The sequence below is a fragment of the Paenibacillus jilunlii genome, assembly GCF_900102965.1.
GTDB lineage: Bacteria > Bacillota > Bacilli > Paenibacillales > Paenibacillaceae > Paenibacillus_AQ > Paenibacillus_AQ jilunlii.
On the sequence record NZ_FNGM01000004.1, the window covers coordinates 65982 to 91139 of the forward strand.

Annotated in this window: 28 protein-coding genes; 22 read left to right on the forward strand and 6 right to left on the reverse strand. The window is 52.3% G+C overall.

Annotated features, from left to right (window positions below; genetic code table 11):
• Positions 1–114 precede the first annotated feature (114 nt).
• The 3 genes from BLQ82_RS09715 to BLQ82_RS09725 all read left to right on the forward strand — a co-directional run bounded on the left by BLQ82_RS09715 (position 115) and on the right by BLQ82_RS09725 (position 2817).
• Positions 115–1470 (forward strand): glucose-6-phosphate isomerase, encoded by a 1356-nt coding sequence (locus BLQ82_RS09715; RefSeq protein WP_025706483.1) that lies wholly within the window; start codon positions 115–117, stop codon positions 1468–1470.
• A gap of 129 nt (positions 1471–1599) precedes the next feature.
• Positions 1600–2232 carry a YigZ family protein gene (locus tag BLQ82_RS09720; protein WP_062523957.1) on the forward strand — a complete coding sequence of 211 codons (633 nt, stop codon included), beginning with the start codon at positions 1600–1602 and terminating at the stop codon, positions 2230–2232.
• A 3-nt stretch (positions 2233–2235) separates the two neighbouring features.
• Positions 2236–2817, forward strand: coding sequence for a TetR/AcrR family transcriptional regulator (locus BLQ82_RS09725; protein WP_062523860.1), 582 nt, complete (start codon positions 2236–2238; stop codon positions 2815–2817).
• A 176-nt stretch (positions 2818–2993) separates the two neighbouring features.
• On the opposite strand, the gene BLQ82_RS09730 is transcribed toward BLQ82_RS09725, so the two are convergent.
• The gene (locus tag BLQ82_RS09730; protein ID WP_025706486.1) at positions 2994–3395 is read right to left on the reverse strand and encodes a secondary thiamine-phosphate synthase enzyme YjbQ; all 402 of its coding nucleotides are present in this window, start codon (positions 3393–3395) and stop codon (positions 2994–2996) included.
• 186 nt (positions 3396–3581) lie between these two features.
• Between BLQ82_RS09730 and cysT the strand changes: the two genes are divergently transcribed.
• From cysT to BLQ82_RS09755, 5 genes are all read left to right on the forward strand, one after another.
• Positions 3582–4397: a sulfate ABC transporter permease subunit CysT gene (gene cysT / locus BLQ82_RS09735; RefSeq protein ID WP_062523958.1), complete on the forward strand. Its 816-nt coding sequence runs from the start codon at positions 3582–3584 to the stop codon at positions 4395–4397.
• The gene (locus tag BLQ82_RS09740; RefSeq protein ID WP_062523861.1) at positions 4394–5191 is read left to right on the forward strand and encodes a sulfate ABC transporter permease subunit; all 798 of its coding nucleotides are present in this window, start codon (positions 4394–4396) and stop codon (positions 5189–5191) included. The genes cysT and BLQ82_RS09740 overlap by 4 nt, the downstream gene beginning before the upstream one ends.
• Position 5192: 1 nt before the next feature.
• On the forward strand, positions 5193–6254 hold the full coding sequence (locus BLQ82_RS09745) for a sulfate/molybdate ABC transporter ATP-binding protein (protein WP_062523862.1): 1062 nt from the start codon (positions 5193–5195) through the stop codon (positions 6252–6254).
• A 20-nt stretch (positions 6255–6274) separates the two neighbouring features.
• The gene (locus tag BLQ82_RS09750) at positions 6275–7339 is read left to right on the forward strand and encodes a sulfate ABC transporter substrate-binding protein (protein ID WP_062523863.1); all 1065 of its coding nucleotides are present in this window, start codon (positions 6275–6277) and stop codon (positions 7337–7339) included.
• Positions 7340–7888: 549 nt separating this feature from the next.
• Positions 7889–8671: an MBL fold metallo-hydrolase gene (locus tag BLQ82_RS09755; protein ID WP_062523864.1), complete on the forward strand. Its 783-nt coding sequence runs from the start codon at positions 7889–7891 to the stop codon at positions 8669–8671.
• A gap of 357 nt (positions 8672–9028) precedes the next feature.
• Here the strand turns inward: BLQ82_RS09755 and BLQ82_RS09760 are convergent, their stop codons facing one another.
• Together BLQ82_RS09760 and BLQ82_RS09765 are read right to left on the reverse strand one after the other, a co-directional pair.
• On the reverse strand, positions 9029–9799 hold the full coding sequence (locus tag BLQ82_RS09760; protein ID WP_062523865.1) for an SDR family NAD(P)-dependent oxidoreductase: 771 nt from the start codon (positions 9797–9799) through the stop codon (positions 9029–9031).
• A 21-nt stretch (positions 9800–9820) separates the two neighbouring features.
• Complete coding sequence (locus BLQ82_RS09765; protein WP_020428307.1) at positions 9821–10276, reverse strand: S-ribosylhomocysteine lyase; 456 nt, start codon at positions 10274–10276, stop codon at positions 9821–9823.
• 185 nt (positions 10277–10461) lie between these two features.
• Between BLQ82_RS09765 and BLQ82_RS09770 the strand changes: the two genes are divergently transcribed.
• The 12 genes from BLQ82_RS09770 (at position 10462) to bshB2 (ending at position 20212) form a co-directional block, all read left to right on the forward strand.
• Positions 10462–11313 carry a MetQ/NlpA family ABC transporter substrate-binding protein gene (locus tag BLQ82_RS09770; protein ID WP_062523866.1) on the forward strand — a complete coding sequence of 284 codons (852 nt, stop codon included), beginning with the start codon at positions 10462–10464 and terminating at the stop codon, positions 11311–11313.
• 90 nt (positions 11314–11403) lie between these two features.
• On the forward strand, positions 11404–12618 hold the full coding sequence (locus BLQ82_RS09775) for an aminotransferase class I/II-fold pyridoxal phosphate-dependent enzyme (protein WP_062523867.1): 1215 nt from the start codon (positions 11404–11406) through the stop codon (positions 12616–12618).
• A complete protein-coding gene (locus tag BLQ82_RS09780) occupies positions 12611–13630 on the forward strand; it encodes a methionine ABC transporter ATP-binding protein (protein WP_062523868.1) in 1020 nt (339 codons plus the stop codon). The genes BLQ82_RS09775 and BLQ82_RS09780 overlap by 8 nt, the downstream gene beginning before the upstream one ends.
• The gene (locus BLQ82_RS09785) at positions 13631–14290 is read left to right on the forward strand and encodes a methionine ABC transporter permease (protein WP_062523869.1); all 660 of its coding nucleotides are present in this window, start codon (positions 13631–13633) and stop codon (positions 14288–14290) included.
• A 24-nt stretch (positions 14291–14314) separates the two neighbouring features.
• Entirely contained in the window at positions 14315–15436 is a 1122-nt protein-coding gene (locus BLQ82_RS09790; RefSeq protein WP_244280756.1) for an iron-containing alcohol dehydrogenase family protein, read from the forward strand.
• Positions 15436–16155: a 5'-methylthioadenosine/adenosylhomocysteine nucleosidase gene (locus BLQ82_RS09795; RefSeq protein WP_062523870.1), complete on the forward strand. Its 720-nt coding sequence runs from the start codon at positions 15436–15438 to the stop codon at positions 16153–16155. Before BLQ82_RS09790 ends, BLQ82_RS09795 begins: the two co-directional genes overlap by 1 nt.
• A gap of 308 nt (positions 16156–16463) precedes the next feature.
• A complete protein-coding gene (locus tag BLQ82_RS09800) occupies positions 16464–17048 on the forward strand; it encodes a GNAT family N-acetyltransferase (protein WP_143013400.1) in 585 nt (194 codons plus the stop codon).
• Between the two features lie 100 nt (positions 17049–17148).
• Positions 17149–17613 carry an oxidoreductase gene (locus BLQ82_RS09805; protein WP_341874839.1) on the forward strand — a complete coding sequence of 155 codons (465 nt, stop codon included), beginning with the start codon at positions 17149–17151 and terminating at the stop codon, positions 17611–17613.
• Between the two features lie 27 nt (positions 17614–17640).
• A complete protein-coding gene (locus tag BLQ82_RS09810; RefSeq protein WP_143013393.1) occupies positions 17641–18279 on the forward strand; it encodes a DUF5071 domain-containing protein in 639 nt (212 codons plus the stop codon).
• 40 nt (positions 18280–18319) lie between these two features.
• Positions 18320–19096 carry a class I SAM-dependent methyltransferase gene (locus tag BLQ82_RS09815; protein WP_074648098.1) on the forward strand — a complete coding sequence of 259 codons (777 nt, stop codon included), beginning with the start codon at positions 18320–18322 and terminating at the stop codon, positions 19094–19096.
• A 73-nt stretch (positions 19097–19169) separates the two neighbouring features.
• Positions 19170–19514 (forward strand): YojF family protein, encoded by a 345-nt coding sequence (locus tag BLQ82_RS09820; RefSeq protein ID WP_062523874.1) that lies wholly within the window; start codon positions 19170–19172, stop codon positions 19512–19514.
• A 23-nt stretch (positions 19515–19537) separates the two neighbouring features.
• The gene (gene bshB2, locus BLQ82_RS09825; protein WP_062523961.1) at positions 19538–20212 is read left to right on the forward strand and encodes a bacillithiol biosynthesis deacetylase BshB2; all 675 of its coding nucleotides are present in this window, start codon (positions 19538–19540) and stop codon (positions 20210–20212) included.
• A gap of 128 nt (positions 20213–20340) precedes the next feature.
• Here bshB2 and BLQ82_RS09830 read toward each other — a convergent pair whose 3' ends face one another.
• The gene (locus tag BLQ82_RS09830; protein ID WP_062523875.1) at positions 20341–21144 is read right to left on the reverse strand and encodes a Cof-type HAD-IIB family hydrolase; all 804 of its coding nucleotides are present in this window, start codon (positions 21142–21144) and stop codon (positions 20341–20343) included.
• Positions 21145–21360: 216 nt separating this feature from the next.
• Positions 21361–22305, reverse strand: coding sequence for a DMT family transporter (locus BLQ82_RS09835; RefSeq protein WP_062523876.1), 945 nt, complete (start codon positions 22303–22305; stop codon positions 21361–21363).
• A gap of 243 nt (positions 22306–22548) precedes the next feature.
• On the opposite strand from BLQ82_RS09835, the gene BLQ82_RS09840 reads away from it, so the two are divergent.
• Together BLQ82_RS09840 and BLQ82_RS09845 are read left to right on the forward strand one after the other, a co-directional pair.
• Positions 22549–23268 (forward strand): metal-dependent hydrolase, encoded by a 720-nt coding sequence (locus BLQ82_RS09840; RefSeq protein ID WP_062523877.1) that lies wholly within the window; start codon positions 22549–22551, stop codon positions 23266–23268.
• 297 nt (positions 23269–23565) lie between these two features.
• Positions 23566–23904 carry a hypothetical protein gene (locus BLQ82_RS09845; protein WP_062523878.1) on the forward strand — a complete coding sequence of 113 codons (339 nt, stop codon included), beginning with the start codon at positions 23566–23568 and terminating at the stop codon, positions 23902–23904.
• Positions 23905–23955: 51 nt separating this feature from the next.
• Here the strand turns inward: BLQ82_RS09845 and lplA are convergent, their stop codons facing one another.
• A complete protein-coding gene (gene lplA, locus BLQ82_RS09850) occupies positions 23956–24957 on the reverse strand; it encodes a lipoate--protein ligase (RefSeq protein ID WP_062523962.1) in 1002 nt (333 codons plus the stop codon).
• Between the last annotated feature and the right edge of the window lie 201 nt (positions 24958–25158).

A 25158-nucleotide genomic window follows, 5' to 3' on the forward strand; every position in this document is an offset into this window, starting at 1 on the left:
GCCCGGGATGTGCCTAATGACCTTGCCAGTCAAGGCAAATTAAAGTATCCTATTTATAAAGTTGTAACAAACGGTATCAAATCCAAAGAGATAAACAGGAGGTAACCATTACCGATGTCCAAGAAGATTAATTTTGACTACACCAAAGCTCTCTCCTTCTTCAGCCAGCATGAGATTGACTACTTCGCCGCTCCGGTGAAGCTGGCCCATGAGCAGCTTCATAACAAGAGCGGAGCAGGTTCCGACTACCTGGGCTGGATCGATCTGCCTACAGCTTATGACAAAGAAGAGTTCGCCCGTATCCAGCAGGCGGCCAAGAAGATTCAGAGCGATTCCGATGTGCTTATCGTTATCGGTATCGGCGGCTCTTATCTGGGTGCGCGTGCAGCCATTGAGGCTCTCTCCCATTCCTTCTACAACAACCTTTCCAAGGACAAACGCAAAACACCGGAAGTTTATTTTGCAGGGAACAACATCAGCTCTACATATATCACACACCTGCTTGACCTTGTAGAAGGCAAAGACTTCTCCGTTAACGTGATTTCCAAATCCGGCACAACCACTGAACCGGCTATCGCATTCCGCATCTTCCGTGCAGCGCTGGAGAAGAAATACGGCAAAGAAGAAGCACGCAAGCGTATCTACGCTACAACCGACAAGGAGAAAGGCGCACTCAAGAAGCTTGCCAATGAAGAAGGCTATGAGTCGTTCATTATCCCTGACGATGTAGGCGGACGTTACTCTGTACTTACACCGGTAGGACTTCTGCCGATTGCTGTAGCAGGAATCAACATTGAAGAAATGATGCAAGGGGCCGCAGCCGCAGCGGATGAATTCAACAACCCGGATGTGGCTACCAACCAGAGCTATCAATATGCAGCTGTCCGCAATGCCTTGTACCGCAAGGGCAAAACAACTGAAATTCTCGTCAACTACGAGCCTTCCCTGCATTTCGTATCCGAATGGTGGAAGCAATTGTACGGCGAAAGCGAAGGCAAGGATTTCAAGGGCATTTATCCATCCTCCGTTGATTTCTCCACGGATCTGCATTCCATGGGACAATTCATTCAAGAGGGGAACCGTAATATTTTCGAAACGGTGATCCAGGTTGAAAAGGTGCAGCATGAAATTTCCATCGAGAATGATCCGGATGATCTGGACGGCCTGAACTTCCTGACCGGTAAGACCATGGATTTTGTCAACAAAAAAGCGTTCCAGGGTACAATGCTGGCACACACAGACGGACAAGTGCCGAACCTGATCGTGACCATCCCGGATCAAACGCCTTATACCTTCGGGTATCTGGTGTACTTCTTTGAAAAAGCCTGCGGTATCAGCGGATACCTGCTGGGCGTCAATCCGTTCGACCAACCGGGTGTAGAAGCGTACAAGAAGAACATGTTCGCCCTGCTCGGCAAACCGGGCTACGAGAAAGAAAAGGCAGAGCTCGAAGCCAGACTTACCGAATAACACTGCCGGTCACCGCAGATCATTCATACTAGTATAGCCACCAGGGAGCAGACCATAGGTAATCCATACCATGGCCTGCTCTCCTAATATATATTAAGATATTAATTGGATGTAAGGAATGGAATAATGATGCTGGAACAATACCGGACGGTGCGCTCTCCCGGTTCCCGGGAAGTCGTAATCCGTAAGTCACGCTTCATCGGCCATGTTATGCCTGTGGAGACCGAAGAAGAAGCGGTGCAATTTATTGAGAACATTAAGAAGCAGCATTGGAATGCCACACATAACTGCTCTGCATATATGATTGGCGAGCGGGACGAGATCCAGAGACAGTCGGATGACGGGGAGCCGAGTGGAACGGCCGGTAAACCGATTTTGGAGGTAATTCGCAGCCAAAACGTTAAAAATGTCGCAATTGTTGTTACACGTTATTTCGGAGGCATTATGCTAGGCGCAGGCGGTTTAATCCGGGCCTATACGGACGGCGCTGTCCTGGCACTCGAAGCTGGAGAAGTGATCACCCGTGTGCTAAGGCGTGAGGTGTTTGTGGAAATTGACTATACCTGGCTGGGCAAGGTTGAGAACGAGCTTAGAGGAAGAGGCATACAGACAGGTGAAACTTTGTTTACGGATAAAGTTACGCTGTTGTGTCTGCCGCGCAATGATGAAGGAGACACATTTATGGCATGGATAACGGATCTTACCCAGGGGCAAGCGCTGGTTACAGAAGGGCGGCGGCTTTACTACAGCGAAGGGGAATAAGATATGGCAAGAAGAGCAGTCGAGCAGGAATTATCGAGGGAAAGAATTTTGGAAGCGGCCAGGCATTTATTCATTACCAAAGGGTACCGGGCAATATCGATGCGCAGCATTGGCCAGCATCTGGGGTACAGCCATGGATCGCTCTATTATCATTTCAAAGAGAAGGCGGAGCTGTTCTACGCCATTGTTGTCGAGGATTTCAATCATGTTGCCACATTGCTGAATCAAGTCATGCAGACTCCTCCTGAACCGGGAATGACGCGGGTGGAACAGCTGATTCTGGAATTTATCCGGTTTGGACTGGATCATCCTTACCAGTATGAGATTATGTTCATGATCCGTGACGAAGAGCTTCTGGCTTATTGCCGGGCGGAACAGGGCCGATGTTTTGAGTTATTCGCAGGAATTGTGCGTTCTCACATGAAAGAAGAGGGCTATGTGTCGGAGGACTGGCAGAGCATACCGCTTACTTTGTTTTTGTCCGCACACGGATTTATTTCTTATTATATCCAGGATAAGGTATCGTTCGAGGATGTCAGGCAGGCTGCAATTATGCATGTTAAGGTATTAAGCCGCAGTTTATAGAGGCTGTGTTTTTTTTAACATTTCTCGGTTTAGCGCGTTGCATTGGTATAACTTTGAATGGTGAAAGTGTGAAGAGGGTTATCCCTTCTAATAAAAGACGGTCCCGCAAGAAGTGCGGGCCGTCTTTTTGCTGTAGCAAGGTGTATATTATAGAAGCTGTACGTGAGTACGCTAGTTTAGCCTTCTATAATCTTCAGATAACATTGCCGGCGTCTCGGGCCGTCAAATTCACAGAAGTAAATGCCCTGCCAGCGGCCCAGCAGCAGTGCGCCTTCATGGATGATGATGCTCTGGGAGGGACCGGCAGTGATGGATTTCAGGTGAGAAGCCGTATTGCCTTCCGCGTGGCGGTATTTGGGATGCTCCCAAGGATAAACCTCGTCAAGCCGCATCAGCACATCATGTTTGACGTCCGGGTCGGCATTTTCATTAATAGCTATTCCCGCAGTGGTGTGCGGACAGTATACAACGATGATGCCATTCTGAACACCGCTTTTTTTGACATAGGATATGACTTCTCTGGTGATGTCCCGCAGCTCATCCCGTTTGCTGGTACTGATCTCCATAGTGTGCAGCATAATGTTATCCCCTCTCTGTACAATAAATATACTATAGTTTACCCCAAATCGAACGAAAGTAATTGACGAGCGCAAGCGGCATTTGGTAAAGTAGTGATAACTTTAAACCAAGTATATTAATAGGAATAATTATGGCTGTAAAGGCGAGTATACCGACCGGTAAGCCGGAGGTGGGGGGATTTGTTCTTGAATACGCTGCTTAGACACAAGGGCTGGACCTGGGGATTCCGCACGACTATTCTGCTGTATTTTGTTGTACTGATTGTTCTGCCGATACTGGGGGTCTATTACAACTCGTTTTCGCTTGGCTTCAGTAATTTTGCCGGGAGTATCAGTGATCCGATAGCCTGGAAGTCTGTACTGCTGACGCTCAAATTAGCTGTTATTGCTACGGTCATTAATGTGCTGCTCGGGACGATGATTGCCTGGGTGCTGATCCGCTATCAATTTCCCGGGAAGGCGCTGCTGAACAGTCTTGTTGATCTGCCTTTTGCGCTGCCGACAGCAGTTGGGGGGCTGATGATTCTGCTGCTGCTGGGTCCGGGCAGTCTGATTGGCGGCATGGCGGAAGCACTGGGATTCGAAATTGTATTTCACCAGCCGGCGATTGTGATTGCTATGGTCTTTGTAACTTTCCCCTTTGTGATCCGCGCGGTGCAGCCGCTGCTGGAGGAGCTGGACGCTTCGGAGGAAGAAGCAGCTTATACGATGGGAGCCACACGCAGCCGCGTATTCCGGCAGGTCATTCTGCCTTCCATGGCCCCAGGAATGATCGGCGGCGGCATGCTGGCCTTTTCCCGGGCGCTTGCTGAATTCGGAGCTGTCGTACTCGTAGCGGGCAATATTCCGGGACGTACGCTGGTATCCTCCGTGTTCATTTTCGGGGAAGTGGAAAGTGACAATCCTGTCGGAGCCGCGGCGGTATCCATCATTCTTTTAACCTTGTCCTTCCTTATTCTCTGGCTGATCAATATGCTGCAGATGCGGGGGAGAAGAGTATGAGAAAGCTGTGGATCGGACTTACCTATCTTGTATTTTTTCTGCTGATTGCCGCACCTCTCGGGAAAATGACAATCGGCGCCTTCAGCGAAGGCTTCGGCGGCTTCTGGGATGCACTGACCCGGCCGGAGGCGCTGCACGCGCTGATGATGACAGGGTTCGTCGTTGTGGTGGTAACGCTGCTCAATACGCTGTTCGGCATTATGATGGCCTTGTATCTGGTAAGGGCAAGCTGGCTGGGCAGCCGGGTCAAAGGGCTCCTGAACAGTATCGTCGATCTGCCCTATGCGGTGTCTCCTGTAATTGGCGGGCTGATGATAGTGCTGCTGCTCGGTCCGGACAGTGCGCTCGGTGCTGTGTTTGAACAAATCGGGGTGAAGATTGTCTATGCTTTTCCGGGAATGGTGATTGCCACACTCTTTGTGACCTTCCCCTTGATGGTGCGCGAGATCATGCCGGTGCTTCAGGAGATCGGCTCGCAGCAGGAGGAGGCAGCTTCAACGCTTGGCGCGTATGGCTGGACCACCTTCTGGAAGGTAACCTGGCCCTCCATCCGCTGGGCTGTGATCTACGGTGTGATTCTGACGGTTGCGCGCTCGCTGGGTGAATTCGGGGCGGTGCTGGTTGTTTCGGGCAATATCATGAACAAGACCCAGACCGCGACCACGCTGGTCTATCAGGATGTCGAGAACTTCAATGTAACGGCTGCGGGCGGTATAGCGCTGGTGCTGGCCGCATTCTCCGCGGGTCTGCTGCTGCTTATGGAATGGAGCAAAAGAAGAAAGGAAGTGCATTAATATGCATGTGGAGGTCCGGGGACTCAATAAGCATTTCGGAGATTTTCACGCGGTGAAGGACGTCAACTTCGGCATTACCAAAGGCCATCTGATTGGGCTGCTCGGTCCAAGCGGCGGGGGCAAAACCTCGATTCTGCGCATGCTGGCGGGATTGGAGACGCCGGACAGCGGCGAGATTGTTTTTCATGGCAAGACGGTCAATAATCTTCCTCCCCAGGAGCGCGAGATCGGCTTTGTGTTCCAGAACTATGCGCTGTTCAAGCACATGACGGTGTATGAGAATATTGCTTTTGGCCTGAAGGTGAAAAAAGCAAACAAACACACCATCCAGAACCGCGTGGCCGAACTGGTGGAGCTTACGGGTCTCAAGGGTTTTGAAAAACGTTATCCGCATCAGCTCTCAGGCGGTCAGCGCCAGCGTGTTGCTTTTGCCCGGGCGCTTGCGCCTGAGCCGCAGCTGCTGCTGCTGGATGAACCGTTCGCAGCGATTGACGCCAAGATCAGGCAGGAGCTGCGTTCATGGCTGCGTGAGCTGATTGAGCGTGTCGGCATCACCTCCATTTTCGTGACCCATGACCAGGATGAAGCGATTGAAGTTGCTGACGAGATCATGATTATTAATCAAGGCCGGCTGGAGCAGAAGGGCACGCCTTGGGACATCTATAAAGAGCCGAAGACGCCGTTTGTGGCGACCTTTATCGGGGAGTCTACGCTGATCGGGAGCGCTGCGGAGCTGAAGGGCTTCCACAACACCGGCGGCAAGCCTACTAAGGCGCTGATCCGTCCGGAATATATCGAAGTAGGCCACCTGAATGAATTCAAAATGGCCTCGGCAACGGAGCAGGGCATCGTGAAGCATCTGCATTTCCGCGGCAGCGAATGGCTGGTTGAGGTGGAAGTAAACGGCCATAAGCTGGTAACCTACCGCTCGCTGGAAAAAGAAACCCTGACCCCGGGCCAGGAAATCGCGGTGCTTGTCCATCGTGCTTACCTTTTCAACGACGAGCGGAGCTGGATTCAAGAGAACGGACTGAAGGAAGACCCAATGCCTGTCTTTATCTAACTAAAGGATGTGTCGCCGGGATGAGGCTTTTCAAAAGGAGCAGACAACTGCACGGATGGCTGGCTGCCCTAATGCTGGCAATACTCGCGCTGGCGGTGGCCGGGTGCGGGAATGGAAAAGAAACTGCAGCTGTGAAGCCACAGCAAGGTGATCTTACGCTGGTGGTAGGAGCCTATAGTGTGGCGAAGGATGCCATGGGCGAAATTCTGCCCCTGTTCGCGGCAGAGTGGAAGGCCAAAACGGGGCAGACGCTCACGTTCCAGCAGTCTTATGAGGCATCGGGAACCCAGGCCCGGGCCATTGCTGGCGGATTTGAAGCCGATGTGACGCTGCTGGCGATGGAAGGCGATGTCGACAAGCTGGTGAAGGCGGGACTGGTTGAAGCGGACTGGAAGAACCGGGGCGTGAACGGGATGGTGACCCGCTCGGTGGTGGCGCTCGGTACCCGGGAGGGCAACCCCAAGGGCATTCATGATTTTGCCGACCTGGCAAAGCCGGGAGTGAAGGTGCTCTACCCCAACCCCAAAACCTCCGGGGGAGCCCAATGGGACATCAATGCCATCTATGGGGCAGGCCTGAAGCTGTCCGAGGAGCAGGAAGGGGCAAAGGACCCGGCTGCCGCCAAAGCTTTCCTGGAGAGCGTACATGCCAATGTAGAATCTCTGGATAAAAGCGGGCGGGCTTCCATGGCGGCTTTTGAATACGGGGTGGGCGATGTGATTGTCACCTATGAAAATGAGCTGCTGGCCCGGATCGCGCAAGGCGTCAAGTATGAGGTGATTATTCCCAAAAACACGATCCTGATCGAAAATCCGGCAGCGGTCGTGGATAAGTATGCTGAGGAACATGGCACCAGCGAGGCTGCGGACGCGTTAGTGGATTATTTGACCACGCCGGAGGCACAGCAGGTTTTTGCCAAATACGGTTTCCGGCCAGTTGACGAGCAGGTGTATGCAGAGAATGAGAGCCGTTATCCGGTGCCTGCGGGTCTGTTCGACATTTCGTATCTGGGCGGCTGGGATGAGGTCCGTACGACACTGTACTCGAAGCGGGGCATCTGGTATCAGGTGCTGGCCGGAATTTAGGGCACGGAGTGATGGGGTAACATGAGCGTGGATGAGGATTTGGATGGTCAAAAAAAGAGTTGTCCCAACCGGCAGGCGGCTGCAGAACGGGACGGCTCTTTTTTCGGTTTTTAGGTCCGTCCTGGCGTGTGCAGAAGTGAAAAAACAGAGCTGCTTCCGAAGAAGAGGCTGCACGGCATGAAGGATTTGGGGAGTAGAGAGTGGATTGAACTGGAATGTTGTACAGTATGCAGGTAATGTCGGCTGATTTAAGGTGGAATGACCGGCTTGTTGCACAGATTGCAAGATTTAAGGTGAGATCAGGCTGGAATGAGCAGAGATGTTGTACGGCGTGCAAGATTTGGAGCGAATGTGGGGTAGGATGAGCTGAGATGTTGTATAGCGTGCAAGATTACCTCAGGTCGTTGCTCAAGGTGCCTAGTCTAACGGTGGTGTGTAGGAAAAACGAGTCTCTCCTTCACTAACAGGATGCAATCGATCGCTGAGCTGTTCTATAATGGTAAAGTGTTTTTGGAACATCCGTGACGATATTAGAGGGAGGTCTGGCTTGTGGACACATTGGTATTTTTGGGAACTGGGGACGCCATGGGCGTACCCCGGGTATATTGCAGCTGCGAGACCTGCATGGAGGCAAGGAGCAGCGGAGACAACGCCCGGCTGCGCTCCTCCGTGCTTATCGATAATGGCAGTGATTTCTGGGTCATTGACTGCGGGCCGGATTGGCGGCGGCAAATGGAGCTGCAGGGGCGGCGGAGCATGCGCAGGCTGCTGGTGACACATCCCCACTTCGATCATATCGGCGGACTGCCGGAGTGGGCCGACAGCTGCCGCTGGATGGGGTACAGAGGGGAGCTCTACGCTCCGGCGGAGGTGATCCCTGTGATTCAGCGGCAGTATCCGTGGCTTGGCGGACATATCGATATGATTCCGTGCGATGACGGTCTTGAACTGGATGGCTGGCAGATCCGCACTTGGCGGGTTAACCATGGCAAGAACGGCTATTCCTACGCCTACCGGCTGGAAAAGGACGGCTACACCTGGGTCTATTGTCCGGATTCTATTTCACTGGGACCGGAGGAGACGAAGCATATGCATGGAGCAGATCTGCTGGTGCTGGGGACAAGCTTTTATTATGAATCTGCCGAGCTGTCCACCCGTTCAGTGTACGATATGACTGAAGCGGCAGAACTGCTGGACATCGTACAGCCGGTCCGTGCGGTGTATACGCATATGTCGCATGATGTGGATATGAGAAAAGACTACATTCTGCCGGGCAATGTGACGCTAGCGGTTACGGGGCTGAAACTGCAGCTGGGTCACGGCGAAGGTTGAGGCTCATTGGAGTTCTGGGACCCTACGGCAACCAGTCGGATTAGAACTCGGACTTTTGCTTGCGTAGAAGCAGGTGAGCAGGTGCTAGTTGGAAAAAGGGAACTTATTTCCCTGAAAAATCGAAAGTTGAGAGGTTTAAGTGGAAAAAGGAAACCTAATTGGGCAATATTACCCTGTCAGGCGCGAAAAGAGCTGAATTAGTGATCCTTTTTCCACTTCGCCAGGAGAGTACAGGTGTTCGAGCGAATTAGTGATCCTTTTAACATGGAGGGTCCCCCAGACAACGGTAAACTGAAACATAAAACGGCTACGCTGTCCTTCACTGGACAACGTAGCCGTTTTATGTTGTCGTGACCGTTAATTCATCGTCATGCCGCCGGTCACGTTAATGGCCTGGCCCGTCATGTAAGAGGCCATCGGGCTGGCAAGGAACAGCACTACATTGGCTACATCCTCCGGCTCGGCCGTCCGGCCCAGCGGCACCTGCGAGCGGTCCTCAGCGAGAATATCCTCCGGCTGCATGCCGCGCAGGGCAGCGCCTTCCACACGCTCGCGGCGCTTCATGTCCGTCTCGACGATGCCGGGACAGACGGCGTTCACCAGAATTTGTGCTTGGGCCAGCTCCAGTGCCATTACCTTGGTGAAGCCAAGCACGGCATGCTTGGACGCGACATAGTTGCCCATGCAGCGGTAGCCGTTTTTGCCTGCCTGGGAGGCAATGTTGATGATGCGGCCGCCTCCGCCCTGGCGCAGCATTTGCCGCGCTCCCGCCTGGGAAACGAGATATACGCCTTTGGCGTTGATATCCATGACCTTATCCCAGTCTTCCTCCCGGATATCGATGGCATAATCCATTGTCGAGGTTCCGCTGTTGTTTACCAGAAAGTCGACCGCGCCAAAAGCCTCCACAGCGGCATTAATCAGCCGCGCTGCGTCTGCACTTACCGTAACGTCAATCTGGATCTGCACCAGCCGGTCATGGATAGATTCAATGCCGGGGCGGCAGGCGATATCTCCGATTACTACATTCGCTCCGGCCTTAAGGAATAAATCCGCGATTCCCTTGCCAATTCCGGTGAGCCCTCCGGTTACAACAAGGGTTTTGCCGGCAAAGTCAATATTCAGCATCGTATGAGGGTTCCTTTCAGGCTAGCTGCGGAAGGGATCATCGCTGATGCCGGCCTCCAGCACAAGTCTGGCGTATTCCTTGGCGCTGAACAGGGAGTGGTCTTTATAATTGCCGCATTCCAGCGCGGACACCGCCGGCACATGCTCGGTTTCCAGCACTTTATGCAGGACCTTCGTCAGTGCAGCGGCAACATCGGCCGGCTCATGCTCATCCCAGATAATCAGATAAAAGCCGGTTCTGCACCCCATTGGAGAGATATCGATGATCCCCTCCAGCTCGTCACGCAGATAGGTAGCCAGCAGATGCTCCAGCGTATGGACTGCTGCCGTGGGCAGAGCGTCGGCATTCGGCTGAAGCAGGCGGAGATCATATTTTTGCACCGTGCTGCCCTTCTCGTTTTTCTCTGTACCTGCAACCCGCACATAGGGGGCTTTTACCTTCGTATGATCCAATTGGAAACTTTCAACTTTTGCCATGTTCCTCTTCCTTTCGGCCTTTTCATATCAAACTATCACAATGAATAAGAGAAGTAAATAGTTAATCCGAGTATACTAATCTGCTTAATGAAAATGTGTTGACACGCATATTAATGCATTGTAAGATATGAATCAAAATTAAATCACATCAACTTACTAGGATTAATAGGAGGAGAAACAACCGTATGAAGAAAAAATGGATTCATTCAACGCTGCTGGTCGTCGCCGTCGCTTTATTTACTGCCGGATGCGGCAATGGCAAGGAAGCTTCCGGTGCTGGCAGCGATTCCTCCGCACAAGAGAAGAAGACACTGAAGATCAGCTTTAATCCCGGTCCTTACAGTGATCAGTTCAAGAACGGCGTTGCGCCTTATCTGGAGAAGAAGGGCTATACCATTACATATAAAGAGTTCACAGACGGCATCCAGCCGAATGTGGCGGTAGCGAACGGCGAAATTGATGCCAACGTGTTCCAGCACTCCTTATACCTGCAGTCGATTAATGAACGGGAAAAAATAGATTTGGTGGGTGTGGTGCAGGTGCCGACTCCGCCAATGGGGCTGTATTCCAAAAAACATACCAGCCTCGATGAAGTAAAGGACGGTGACCAGGTCAATCTGCCGAATGAGCCGGTGAATATGCTCCGTGCCCTGAATGTGCTGAAGGACGTGGGCTGGATTACACTGAAGGACAACATTGATCCTTTGCAGACTTCGCTTGCTGACATTACCTCGAATCCGCACAACCTCAAATTTATTGCCACCGAGCCGGCACAGGGACCGCGGGCGCTGGAGGATGTGGATTACGCCGCAATTCAGGGAAACTTCGCTGTATCGAACAATATCAAGCTGACTACGGCACTGAAGCTGGAGAATATGACCGATCCGTTCACGAATATCGTGGCGGTGGACAGCAAGAACAAAGATGCTCAGTTTGTTAAGGACATCATTGAAGGGTATCATTCGGATGAATTCCAGAAATACATCAAGTCGAACCCGGATTATGAAGGCTACAAGCTGCCGGCTTATTTTAAATAATATTCCCCTTCCGGTCTGTCATTCCTCTGCAAGCGGGGGAGTGGCAGATCATTGTCTATTCCAAAGAATTTGCGAAGAGGTGCAATCAGCATGGATTTTAAACCCTCCAGGATCGTCACAGAGCTTCCCGGAAATTATTTCAACGCTATGAAAGCCAAAATCGCCTTATACCGCAGCAGAGGAATCGATGTCATTGATCTGGCCAGCGGCAATCCCGACCAGCCGACGCCGGAGCATATTGTTGCCGCTTTGAAGGAGGCGGTCGACAAGCCGGAGAATCAGGGCTACCCGCCCTTTTATGGCAAAAGCGCTACGCTTGAGGCCATCGCTGCTTTTTATCAGCGTGAATATGGGGTGGATCTTGACCCGGAAACGGAAGTCGCAGTGTTCAGCGGTTCAGGAATCGGGGTGGTCGGTATTCCGCAGAGCCTGCTGAATCCTGGAGATCTGCTGCTGACGGCGGACCCCGCCTATCCGGCCTATCACGCAGCAGCCGCCTTAGCCGGGGCCCGTATTCATACGATTCCCGTCCATGAAGCCGAAGGCTTCCTTCCTGATTACAGGACAGTTCCGGAGGAACTAGCCCGCCAGGTCAAGCTGCTGATGCTGAACTATCCCAATAATCCGACGGGGGCGGTGGCTACGGCGGATTTCTATGAACGGACGCTTGCTTTTGCGGCCCGCTATGAATTTCCGGTGCTGAATGATTTCGCATACGGCGCCTTTGGCTTCGACGGCCACAAGCCGGTCAGTCTGCTGCAGCAGCCGGGCGGCAAGGAATATGGCATTGAGACCTATACGGCCTCCAAAACGTTCAACATGGCCGGCTGGCGCTTCGGCTTTGCCGTGGGCAACGCCTCGATTATCGCGGCACTGAAGCATTATCACACCCAGGCCTACAGCACGGTGTTCGGTGCAGTGCAGGATGCGGCAGTGGCCGCGCTGCTGGGTCCGCAGGAGGGGGTTGCAGAGCTTGGCAGACTGTATGAGCGGCGGCGTGATGTGCTGGTTGCCAGACTCCAGGAGCTGGGATGGGAGATCAACGCTCCGCAGGGCACTTTTTTTGCCTGGTTCAGAGTCCCGGAAGGCTATACAGCGGCGTCCTTTGCAGCACGGCTGCTGGATGAGGCGCAGGTTGCCGTCGCTGAAGGCGGCGGTTTTGGAGCGCAGGGCCGCGAATATGTGCGGGTCAGCCTCGTGAACAGCGAGGACAAGCTGAACGAAGCCGTTGACCGGATCGCGGCAGCGGGTATTTTCACACGGGCCAAGTTATCGGCCGGTCAGGAGGCGGTGCACCATGATTGAGATTAAAAATGTATACAAAACCTTTGAACGCAAAGGCCAGTCCATTGAAGCCCTGCGCGGTGTCAGCCTGAGTATTGCCAGAGGGGACATTTACGGCGTTATCGGCTACAGCGGGGCCGGCAAAAGCACGCTGATCCGTCTGGTCAACGCACTGGAAAGGCCCACTTCCGGGGAAGTGCTGGTGGAAGGCCAGGATCTTGCAGGATATAATCCGGCAGAGCTGCGGCAGGCCAAAAAGAACATCGGAATGATCTTTCAGCATTTCAATCTGCTGGAATCCAAAACCGTGTTCGACAACATCGCCATTCCTCTGGTGCTGCTGAAGAGAAGCAAACAGGAAATCCGCGAGCGGGTGACCGAACTGCTTGAATTCACGGGACTCGGGGATAAAGCGCACAGCTACCCCAAGGAACTGTCGGGCGGGCAAAAGCAGCGGGTCGGCATTGCCCGGGCGCTGGCGAGCAATCCTTCAATTCTGCTCTGCGATGAGGCAACTTCGGCGCTTGATCCGCAGACCACCAAGTCGATTCTGGAGCTGCTCCAAAAAATTAACGAAGAGTACAACATTACAATCATGATCATCACCCATGAAATGGCGGTTATTCAGCAGATCTGCAATAAGGTAGCTGTCATGGAGCGTGGGGAAATCATCGAACAGGGCAATGTGCTGGATGTGTTCGGGAGTCCGCATCATCCGACTACGCAGAGCTTTGTGCAGACGGTCATACATAACAGTGTGCCGCAGAGTGTGCTGCATACCCTGAAGGCGGAAAGCGGGCGCCGGCTGTTCAGGCTGAAGTTTGTCGGCGGGGCGGCCTCGGAGCCGATCATCAACAGCCTCATCCGCAGGTATGAGGTGAATGTGAATATTCTGTTCGCCAATATGACGGAGATCCAGAATACGACGCTGGGCAATATGATTCTGCAGATGCACGGCGACCATGCAGTGATTGACCAGGCGGCGGCTTTTATCGTCAGCCAGGGTGTTGAGATTACGGAGGTGGAAGCTTAAATGTTCGATTCAGTGATTACTTCGGAGCAGCTGTTTCAAGCGCTGAGGGAAACCGTGGTTATGGTGGGCGTGTCGTTGTTTTTCGGGGCGCTGCTGGGGATTCCTATTGGCATCATTCTGGTGATTACGCGTCCGGGCGGTGTGATGGAGAACCGGTTTGTGTTTGCGGTCCTTAATCCGGTCATTAACATCATCCGCTCGCTGCCATTTATTATTCTGCTTGTGGCCATTATTCCATTTACAAGACTTCTGGTGCATACATCGATCGGTACAAGCGCGGCAATTGTGCCGCTGGTTGTATATGTTGCTCCATATATAGCGCGGCTGGTGGAGAATTCTTTGCTTGAGGTCAGCCCTGGAATCATGGAAGCTGCAGAAGCGATGGGCGCGACTACCTTTCAGGTCATTTGGCATTTTCTGCTCCCCGAGGCTTTTGGTTCATTGATTCTGACGATGACGACGGCGACGATTGGACTGATCGGGGCTACCGCAATGGCAGGCTCAGTGGGCGGCGGGGGGATTGGCGATTTGGCGATCTCCTATGGCTATCAGCGTTTTGATACCTTTGTGATGATTGTGACTGTGGCGATTCTGATTATTTTTGTCCAGGGCATTCAGTCCGCAGGGAACCGGCTGGCCCGCAAAGCCCGCCGCGACTAAGCGCTGAATACGGAAGGGGATATGCTGGTGGAACAGCAAATTATTGTGCGCGCCGCGCCGCAGGAGTTCATTTGCAGGCCGGGCAGCTGGGGCAGCCTGGAACAGCATCTGCAGAAAAGAGGAATCCGCCGTGTGCTGGTGGTGCGCGGAGACAGGTCTTGGACGGCTGCTGCGCCGTATTGGCCGGAGCTGAAAGAGACAGAGGTACACTATCATGTGTACGGCGGAGAATGCACCTACCGCGAGCGTGATGCCATTGCCGGCTATGCGTCACAGCATCAGCTTGAAGCGGTCATCGCCGTAGGCGGCGGGAAGATTACCGATCTGGTAAAATCGGCAGCGGCCAGGCTGAATCTGCCGGCCATTATTCTTCCGACCCTGGCTGCGACCTGTGCAGCCTGGTCCTCGCTCAGTGTGATGTACGATGAGCAGGGGACGTTTATCCGTTTTGAGGTTTTTGCCCGCAGCAACGCGCTGGTGCTGCTGGACCCGGCGGTAATCGCCGCTTCACCGCCAGAGCTGCTGGCCGCCGGAATCGGCGATACCCTGGCGAAGTGGTATGAGGCGGATGTCATCATCAGACATCTGGAGGCACCGCCGGTAGAGGTGGAACTGGCCTGGGATGCGGCGCGGAAATGCCGTGAAAACCTGCTCCGCTACAGCAGCGCGGCGCTTGCTGCGGTGCGGTCAGGAGAGCTGAATGATGCCCTGACCCGGACAGCCGAAACGATTATTATGGTCGCCGGGCTTGTGGGCGGGTTCGGCGAGGATTATGGCCGTACCGCAGGCGCCCATTCGGTGCATGACGCACTGACAGCCATCCCGGAGACACACGGCCTGCTGCATGGCAGCAAGGTAGCTTACGGTGTGCTGGTGCAGCTGGCGCTGGAGGGGAATTGGCCGGAGATTGACGGGCTGCTGCCGTTCTACGAGGAGCTGGGCCTGCCGTCCAGTCTTAGGGCCATGGGACTGGGTCACTTGAAGAGGGAAGAACTGCTGAAGCTGGGCGAAAGGACGGTTGTCCCCGAAGCTTCCATTCATATGATGCCCGGCATAATTACCGCTGACGCAGTGGCGGATGCAGTGGCGGAGCTGGAGGAATACGAAACGGCTGGTCAGTATCAGACAAAAGGAGCAAGCATCTGATGAGTATAGCGATTATCGGAGCCATGGAAGAAGAGATAGCCCCGCTGCTGCCGAAGCTGCGGGATGTGCGCAGCCTGAAGGCTGGCGGCGGAAAGCTGTATGCCGGAGTGCTGGACGGACAGGAGGTCGTACTGCTTCAATCAGGCATCGGCAAGGTCAACGCGGCAGTGACCACCACGCTGCTGCTGGAGCGGTTTCACTGTGAGCTGATCATCAACACCGGGGCGGCTGGCGGCCTGGCCGCTGACCTGAAGGTTGGCGATGTGGTCATCGCCGAGGAGCTGGTCTACAGCGATGTGGATGCTACGGCCTTCAGTTATGCCTACGGGCAGGTGCCGCAGATGCCGCAGCGTTATCCGGTTGCGGCCGGGCTGCTTGCCCAGGCGCGGAAGCTCGTCCGGTACGGCGTAAGGCAGGGGCAGACTGTCACCGGGCTGATTACGACAGCCGATTCTTTTATCAGCGATCCGGAGCGGGCGCTGTCCATTGTCAGCCGGTTCCCGGAGGCGAAAGCGACCGATATGGAAGGTGCGGCGATTGCCCAGGCGGCCTATCAGTTCGGTGTTCCTTTTCTGGCGGTCCGGGCCATATCGGATATTGCCGGCTCCGAGGCGGCCGGATTGTTCAAATCCCATCTGGAGCTGGCTGCGGCAAACTCGGCTGAGGTGGTGCTGGAGATTCTCTCCCAGTATGAGCCGCCAAATAGTTTTGAAATCTAAAGGGAACCGTCTTTCATTCACGTGGGAGACGGTTTTTTATTTGTGTGTGTAATGAAGTGGCCTCAGGAGGCCTTATCTCAGGAAAATACCGTTTTTTTCGCTCATGCGGACTCAGTCCGCGTACTCCAGTCCATCTAAACCTACTCCAGCCGAATGAAGGAGGGCCAAGATGATCCACGGGTCTTCAATGTCTTGTGACTCCGCATATTAATCCGCATTTCCAAGATAGAGAACTGCCATTATAATGTGAATATTCTTGTTAAAAAATTGAAATTCGCATTTAATTGCGCAGGAGGCTGAATATGGTCATGAAGTCAGATCCATTTATCCCGGTCTTGTTTGATTTTCCCGAGTTCTTTGAGACTGAACGCCTGCTGGTGCGCGCCCCGCAGTGGGGTGACGGAGCAGTAGTGAATGAGGCAATCCGCGAGAGTCTGGAGGAGCTGAAGCCGTGGATGCCTTTTGCCCAAAGCATACCGGCACTGGAGGAATCCGAAATATACGCCAGAGATTCCAGGCTGAAGTTTCTGAACCGGACTATGCTGAATATGCTTATTTTTCACAAGGAAGAGGGGACATTTCTCGGGTGTACCGGTCTGCATCATATCGACTGGGAGACCCGTTGTTTTGAAGCCGGATACTGGCTGCGGACCACCTGCACAGGCAAGGGATACATCACGGAGGCAGTGAACGGAATTACCCGCTTTGCCATAGAGGAGCTTGCGGCGAACCGGATTGAAATCCGCTGCAGCGGACGTAATGCCAGAAGTGCAGCCGTCGCCGAGCGTGCGGGTTTTTTACTGGATGGCATTCTGCGCCTTAACGCCCTCGGTCTGGATGGAGAGCTGCATGACTCCAAGGTATACGCCAAGGTACGGGGAGCTGAATTTTAGAGGAGCTTTATTTGCAGCAGGGTGTTCAAGTCGCGTTCCCCATTAAGTATACAAGGACTGCAATGATAACATTAATGCCGAAGCAATGAAGCGGGACCGGATGCATGATGAATTACTAGGGGGAGCTATGATAAAAGTTAGTTACTTAGAAACGAGGCCATCCAGTAGATATGCGGAACATGACCCGAAACAAACCGGAAATAAAAACACAATATTTGCTGACATCATTATAGACGGGAACTCGCTATACCAAAAACTAAAGAAGTATGATTTGGTTCCCGCCCTTGGTTGGGGGAGTGAAGAGCATCAAAGACTAATGATTGAATACTTTTTATTAAAATCTCCATTTGAACTCATGTATCATAGATATCCAATATTAGTTTGCCCTTGGTGCGGTGATTTGGAGTGCGGATACATTTCAGTGAGTATCGGTAAAGAATCAGATATTGTAGAATGGAGTAACTTTCAGGTAACGGGCAGCAATAATAAGCTTGAAATCGGACCTTATTACTTTAAGTGGGATAACTATAAATATGCAATTGAAAGTGCTTTGGGAGTTGAATAGTTCAGCTTAGGGGGAGAAGGCGTGCAAATGAATCACAACATTCTACCAAAGGATAAGCATGATTTTAAAAGTGTTGAAGCCCTGGCCCGCTTAGAAAGATCAATGATCATCCCCTTATTGCCGGAATTGTTGGAATGGCTGCAGGATATGAATTGGCCTATAGCTGCAGAAATTGTAGACCTTTTGTCAAAGTATACGTCCGAAACTATTCCGCATGTCAAAACGGTTTTTTCTCAAAGCGACACCGGCTGGATATACAACATCCTTTTATATTTGATTAATGAATGGGATACGGATCTCGTCTCAAGATTGTCTTCAAGTCTACGGGAACTGGCGCAAACGATAGACATTTATGAAGATACCGATTTGCTGTCTATTAAAATTTTATGGAAGCATCAGTTGATTGACCTAAATGAAGCAACTACACTTTTGGCAAGGAAACAGAGTCTAATAGAAGACTCTCTCCATACCTTTAGAGCAGAGCAAAAAGCCATGTTCTCGGAGTTGGAAAATGAAGGGCAGCATATCCTCAACACAGACGTTGGACAAATCGTTAATTATTGCGAAAGAAATAAAAAAGTGTTAATGCAAAAAGACCAATACGAAAATTTACTTCGCCGTTATGAAGAAATTGGGGCAACGATAAGGAGTATATCTTTTACTTGATTGGCTCTTATCCGGTTGCGTTATGGGGATGGAATGGAGGATGATTATTATCGATAAACGGCTAACCTTTAATGAAGATGTGGAGAATTACGACAAATGGAGACCAACCTATTGTGAAGAATTATTTAAAGATATCATAGCCTACTCTCATCTTGAACAGGGCGGAAAAGCAATTGAAATTGGTATTGGAACAGGCCAAGCCACCAGACCTTTTTTGGAAACAGACTGTGAAGTAGCGGCAATTGAATTAGGAAAAGATCTCACAGAATATTCAAAATTAAAATTCCGGGAATATAAAAATTTTACGATATACAATACTTCATTTGAAGAGTTTGCATGCCCGGACAGCAGTATAGATTTCATTTATTCAGCTACTGCATTTCATTGGATTCCGGAAGAAACAGGTTATCGTAAAGCCTCCAAATTATTAAAAAATGATGGGACTCTGGCGTTATTTTGGAACCGGCCGTTTGTATCACGGGAAAATGACGAATTACATCAGATTATTCAAGGCATATATCAAAAATATAGACCTTCTAATACCAAGCTCATAGAAAATGACACTGAGAGATACAATAATACATCGAAAACTATTCAAAATTATGGATTTAGAGATGTTGTGTTTAAGCTGTATCATTTAACCAGACAATTTTCTTCGACTGACTATGTCGCATTATTGAACACATATTCAGACCATAGAAGCTTGCCATCCCCTGCCAAAGAGCGGTTTGAAGATGAGATCAGAGAAGCCATTATAAAATTTGGCGATGTCCTAATGGTTTATGATACTATCGACTTGTATTTAGCAAGAAAATGAGTTGTACTTGCTGTAATACCAGGACACGATAGCTAAATAAGCGGATCGGAGAAACAGACATAAGGAGGCCAACATGCAGCCGATAACCCCCGAAGACATCCAAATCCGGATTGATCAGCTCGCCGGGCAGAATCTATACGTACACCTTGAACTCACGACGGGCGCCTACGCCAGTCACTTGGACAGTACCCGGCACCCGGCGTCGGCGTTCATTTCCAATGCGGCGGTCCGTTATACACAAGGCTCCATCTCCGGCACGGGACCCTACCGGGTGGGCTTAAAGACAACACAGGGCTGGGTTTATGCCGAAGGCCTTACACATGTGGATGAGACGGAAAAGGAACGGCTAATCTTGGCTGGGCATGACAGTCAAGGCAAGCTGATCGTTGCATTGCAGCTGAGCCGGGAAACGTTCTGATGAAAGCGGAGGATTACACAGCCATGAAGAACCAACAAACGGAACACCAGCGTATCTTAGTTGTGTTTCCCCATCCAGACGACGAAGCTTTTGCGGCATCGGGGACGCTGGCGAAGTACATAGACAGCGGTGCTCAAGTCACTTATGCTTGTCTGACCCTGGGAGAGATGGGGCGCAACATGGGCATCCCGCCGTTCGCGAGCCGTGTCACTTTGCCGGCCATCCGCAAAGAGGAACTGGCAGCGTCTTGCCTTGCAATCGGCATCCAGGACTTAAGGATGCTCGGTTTCCACGATAAAATGATCGAGTTCGAAGACCAGCAGCGGCTGGACAATGAGATTATGGCGCTGCTCCAGGAACTGAGTCCGTCGCTGGTGATCACCTTCTATCCGGGGTACAGTGTGCATCCCGACCACGATGCCACCGGAGCCGCTGTCATACGTACGATTGGCCGGCTTCCCGCAGCAGAACGGCCGCTTGTCCACTGCGTCGCGTTCGCAAGCAACCACGAGCGGGCGATCGGGAAGGCGGATATGATCGTAGACGTGACCGCCTTCCTTGAGGAAAAAATGGCGTCGATCCGTGCGCACCGTACGCAATTCCAAGCGGCGGAGCTGGTTGGGAATCAGGAGCTGACGGATGAGGAAATCCGGACCCGGTTCGGAACGGAACCGTTTTGGACCTACCGGTTCGATTAATCCCCCGGATATGGAACATAAAGCTCTATAGAGTCGATGGGATAGGAAATAAAGGGTGCCTTACCGCCGGGATCAGTTGACCGGCGTAAGGCACCCTTTGTGCTGCTGGAGAGCAAGCTTATGCTTCTTTATTCAGCAGTTTGCAGGATAAATTTATCGATGGCGTATTTCACGCCGTCTTCATTGTTGCTGAGGGTGACGAAGTCTGCAATGTCCTTCAGCGCCGGGATGGCGTTAGCCATGGCTACGCCAAGGCCGGCAGCTTCCAGCATTTCGTGGTCGTTCCAGGAGTCGCCGACTGCGATGGTTTCGGACAGCTCGCAGCCGAAGTGGGCCGCCAGGAACTCCAGCGCCAGTCCCTTGGTGCCTTCATGGTGCATGATCTCCAGAAAATGCGGCTTGGATTTGGTAATGTGCACGGAATCGCCCAGCAGCCCGCGCAGAATAGGCGATAGCTCATCCAGGAAATCGGGATCGTCGATGATCAGCATTTTTGGCGTTTTTTGCGGGACAAGCTTCTCCCAATCCGGCTCGATATAATATTTAGTTCCGTTAAGGGTGGCGTAGTCGACCAGCTTCTGGTTCTCTTCACGGGCATACAGCTTGTCATCAATATAGGTCTGCAAGTGCAGGTTATGCTCCACGCAGTAGTTGAACAGCTTGCGTACGGCATCCTGCGGCACATAACGCTCGTAGAGCACTTTTTCATCCATAAGGTTCTTCACAAGTGCGCCCTGGTAAGTGATGATCGGCACGTTCAGTCCGGTCTGGCGGGCGATGGCCTGGGCGGAAGCGTAGGCGCGCCCGGTAGCCAGGGTAACCACAACGCCTGCGGCAACGGCCTCTTCCAGCGCTGTTTGTGTGGCAGGGGTAACTTCCTTGTCATCGTTAATCAAGGTATCGTCAATATCGATTGCAATCAATTTGTACATGTAGATTCTCTCCTATGGGGTGAGCTTAGCTTCCTGAATAGCTTCGTACCAATGCTTCGGAAGCCTAAGCTTAAATTTGGGGAGCCTGTGCGGAAGGCATGGCTCTTGTCTCTGAACAAGCTGGTAGTACCCTGTGGATTCCAAATGGGCAGCTTCCGATGGGCCAGAGCTTGGATTCCACAATTAAAAAACTGATGCTGTACTAGGCCAAAAAAATCATGGATCAGATGAAAGCAGAAGGCTTGGTTCTTCGTCCTCTTGCGATGTAGGGGCAGGCCCGGGGCTGAGTTCGGCCATCAGCATGGCCGCAAGAATGCAGAGACAGCCCAGCAGTGCCGATACGCCGAGCGTTTCTCCGCCGAACACCAGCCCTGTTAGGGCAGCGAATACCGGCTCCGTGGCAAAAATAACCGCCACCCGGGAAGCCGTGGTGTATTTCTGGCAGGCCGTCTGAATCCAGAAGGCAAAGGCGCTGGTGGGGCCGATGGAAACAAGCAGGGCCCACAGCACATCCGGCTTCAGGATCAGGGTCCCGCTGTGCGCAAGCGGGGCCGGCCCATCCACAAGCAGGGAGGCGGCGGCGCTGAGCAGCCCGACACAAGCAAGCTGCAGCGCAGCCAGCGGCAGCGCCGGATATCGCGGAGCATATACGCCGGTATAGGCGACCTGCAGGGCAAAGGCGACAGCACATATTAGCACCAGCGCGTCGCCCTTATTAAGGGACAGCGCGGAGCCGGTGAAGGTGAGCAGGTAGAGGCCTGCCACCGCGAGTCCCGCGCTGAACCAGGTATACCGTGAGATGGCCGTCTTAAGCAGGGCCAGCGAGAGGAAAGGGACAAGCACGACCGACAGTCCCGTGATAAAACCGGTATTGGAGGTTGTGGTATAGAGCAGTCCCATCGTCTGGAACCCATAGCCCAGAAACAGAAATAGGCCCAGCAGCAAGGCATGCCCTGCCATACGCCAGTTCAGCAGCCTCCATTCCCGGCGGTAAAAAACGGCGGTAATCAGCGCCAGCAGCAAAGCTGCGCCGATGAAACGGATGCTGTTGAAGGCGAGCGGCGGCAGCACCTTGACCGCACTTTGCACAATGAGAAATGTACATCCCCACATCATCGCCACCAGCAGCAGACTGAGGCCGGCTAATCGGGAGCGATTCACAGAGGTCATCCTTTCTTGACACGACAAATATTTTGTAAAATCAAGTTCTCCAAATTGTAGCTCAAAACAGGGGGGAGGACAAGACAGAACTGTGCCCCGGAACGCCTGGGGAGGGCTGAAACCTCTGAAATACAGCTAAAGGCTGGACAAAAAAGCCAGCACTTGGTATACTTCGAGAACCGTACACTTGTTCTTATTTTTGTGCTTCAAAGTCCCTACACCTTAGAAAGGAGCGGGTACACCATGATGGGCAAATCCCATTTAATCATCAGCACCGGGGTTACCCTATCCGTCATGAGCCTGCTCGGCCATGAAATTACGATTCCGGCGGTTGCCGTGGCAGGGCTCAGTGCCCTCTTGCCCGATATTGATGAGCCGAATTCACTGCTGGTGCGCAAAGCCGTGCCGGAATTCCTGCTGCGGATCTTGCAGGTATCGCTAATCGGGGCGGCCATTTATCTGTATTTTGCCGGAATCGCCGCGCCCCCCTGGAATCTCGCGCTGGCGCTGCTTGTCGGAAGCGTATCCTTCCTGCCGGGCCGCAGGCTCCGGCATCTCGTGATGCTGCTGCTGGCACTGGCGCTGTTCGCGTTCGCGGATGCCTACGATCCGTGGAACTACATAGCCGCCTGCGTGCTTGTCGTATCCTCGGTTGTTCCGCACCGCGGACTGACGCATACGCTGTACGCTGTGGCCGGCTGGGGAGCCTTGCTCTATTTTGCTTCGCTCGGCATGAATGACGGCGGCAGCCTGTGGATTGCCGGCGGCATGTCTTATGCGCTGCATCTGCTGGCCGATTCCCTGACCCAGCGCGGCATTACTCCGCTGCCTCCGCTGCCCATCAAGCTTCGCCTGAAGCTGATGAGCACCGGCACGAAGAAGGGCAGTGCGGTGGAGAAATTCTGCATCGTGCTCACACTGGTGCTGGTTATGTATGTATTTGTGCTCACCCCCAATCTGTAAAAAGCTGCTGCTCCATCTTGAAGACTCCTGCCGCATAAAGCGACGGGAGTCTTTTTGCTGCCGGAGAGTTTGACAAGCCTTTGAATTGTCTGACTGCGCTCAGGCAGTGAAATCAAGGGCATTTATACCTTTGATATAGGCCAAGTGCGCCTGGGCGGTGGAATCAAGGGTATTTATACCTTTGATTTCGTACGGATGCGTTCAGGCAGTGAAATCAAGGGTATTTATACCTCTGATATAGTCCAATTGCGCATGGACAGTTGAATCAAGGGTATTTATACCTTTGATTTCGTCCAGATGCGCTCGGGCAGTGGAATCAAGGGTATTTATACCTTTGATTTCGTCCAGATGAGCCTGGGCAGTGAAATCAAGGGTATTTATACCTTTGATTTCGTACGGATGCGTTCAGGCAGTGAAATCAAGGGTATTTATACCTTTGATTTCGTCCAGATGTGCTCGGGCAGTGAAATCGAGGGTATTTATACCTTTGATTTCGTACGGATGCGTTCAGGCAGTGAAATCAAGGGTATTTATACCTTTGATTTCGTACGGATGTGCTCAGGCAGTGAAATCGAGGGTATTTATACCTTTGATTCGCACTGCTATACCACCACAAAAGGGCGGGCCCGTATATAATGACTACGGTCCCGCCCTTGTTTTTTTTCATATTCAGCGTTGCTGCTTGTTCTATTCCTCCAGGAAAATCAGCCCGATGAAGTCCTCCGGCTCAATGCGGCCGAAATAATGCGTTAGGTCCAGTCCGGCAAGAGCTTCTCTGACCGCTGCTTCTTCATAACGCTTGCCGCGCAGCGCATTCTCCACATCCGCCACATCGCCTACGCCGAAGAAATCGCCGTAGATTTTGATATCCTTGATGTAGGAATCCTCAATATCCATGCGGATGTCGACGAGTCCTGCCGGGAATTTGCGGGTGTGCTTTACATTGCTTTTTGGCGACAGGCCGTAGTTCCAATCCCAGTTCTGGTAGTGCTCCTTGGAGATTTCATTGATCCGCACCCAATCGTCCATAGTCAGCTTGTACTGCGGAACCTCGGAAGGCTCCATGCCGAAGATCGAACGGAGCAGGCCCGCACGGAATTCCTCAATCGTCATCTCTTTTCCGAGCAGGTCTTTGATATTGGCGACACGGCTGCGCACGGATTTGGTGCTCTTGGATTTGAATTTCTCCGGGTTCACATTCAGCGAAGCCTGCACATCGTCCAGATTGAGGTCGAACATCAGAGTGCCGTGGCTGAACATGCGTCCGCGTGTGGAGAACTGGGCGTTGCCGGAGATTTTTTGCTCACCGACCTGAAGGTCATTGCGTCCGCTGAGTTCGGCGTTCACCCCCATGGATTGCAGGTAGTCGATGACCGGCTGGGTGAATTTCAGGAAATTATGAAAAGACTGCCCGTCGTCCTTGGTAATGAAGCTGAAGTTGAGGTTGCCCAGGTCGTGATAGACCGCTCCGCCGCCGGATAACCGCCGTACGACCTGAATATTATGCTCCTTCACATATTCCTGGTTGATCTCTTCAATGGTATTCTGATGTTTGCCAATGATAATGGACGGGCTGTTGATATAAAAAAGCAGATAGCTGTCGTCCATCGGCAGATTTTTCAGGGCAAATTCCTCAATCGCAAGATTGATCGAAGCGTCTGTAATTCCGGTGTTATCGATAAAAAGCATGGTGAATTCCTCCGCTTGTGCATGATTAACTGCTTTAGTTATTTTAAACCAAAAGCGCAGTTTGTACAAAAGAACAAGCAGCTTTGAGACAGAAGCCCCCCTCTTGTGCAAAACCCTGCTGTGGCCGGGGAGTGAAATCATTGACGTATCTCCTGCAATGGGGCAATAATGGGGTCAATGAGTCACATAGAGTAATAATCG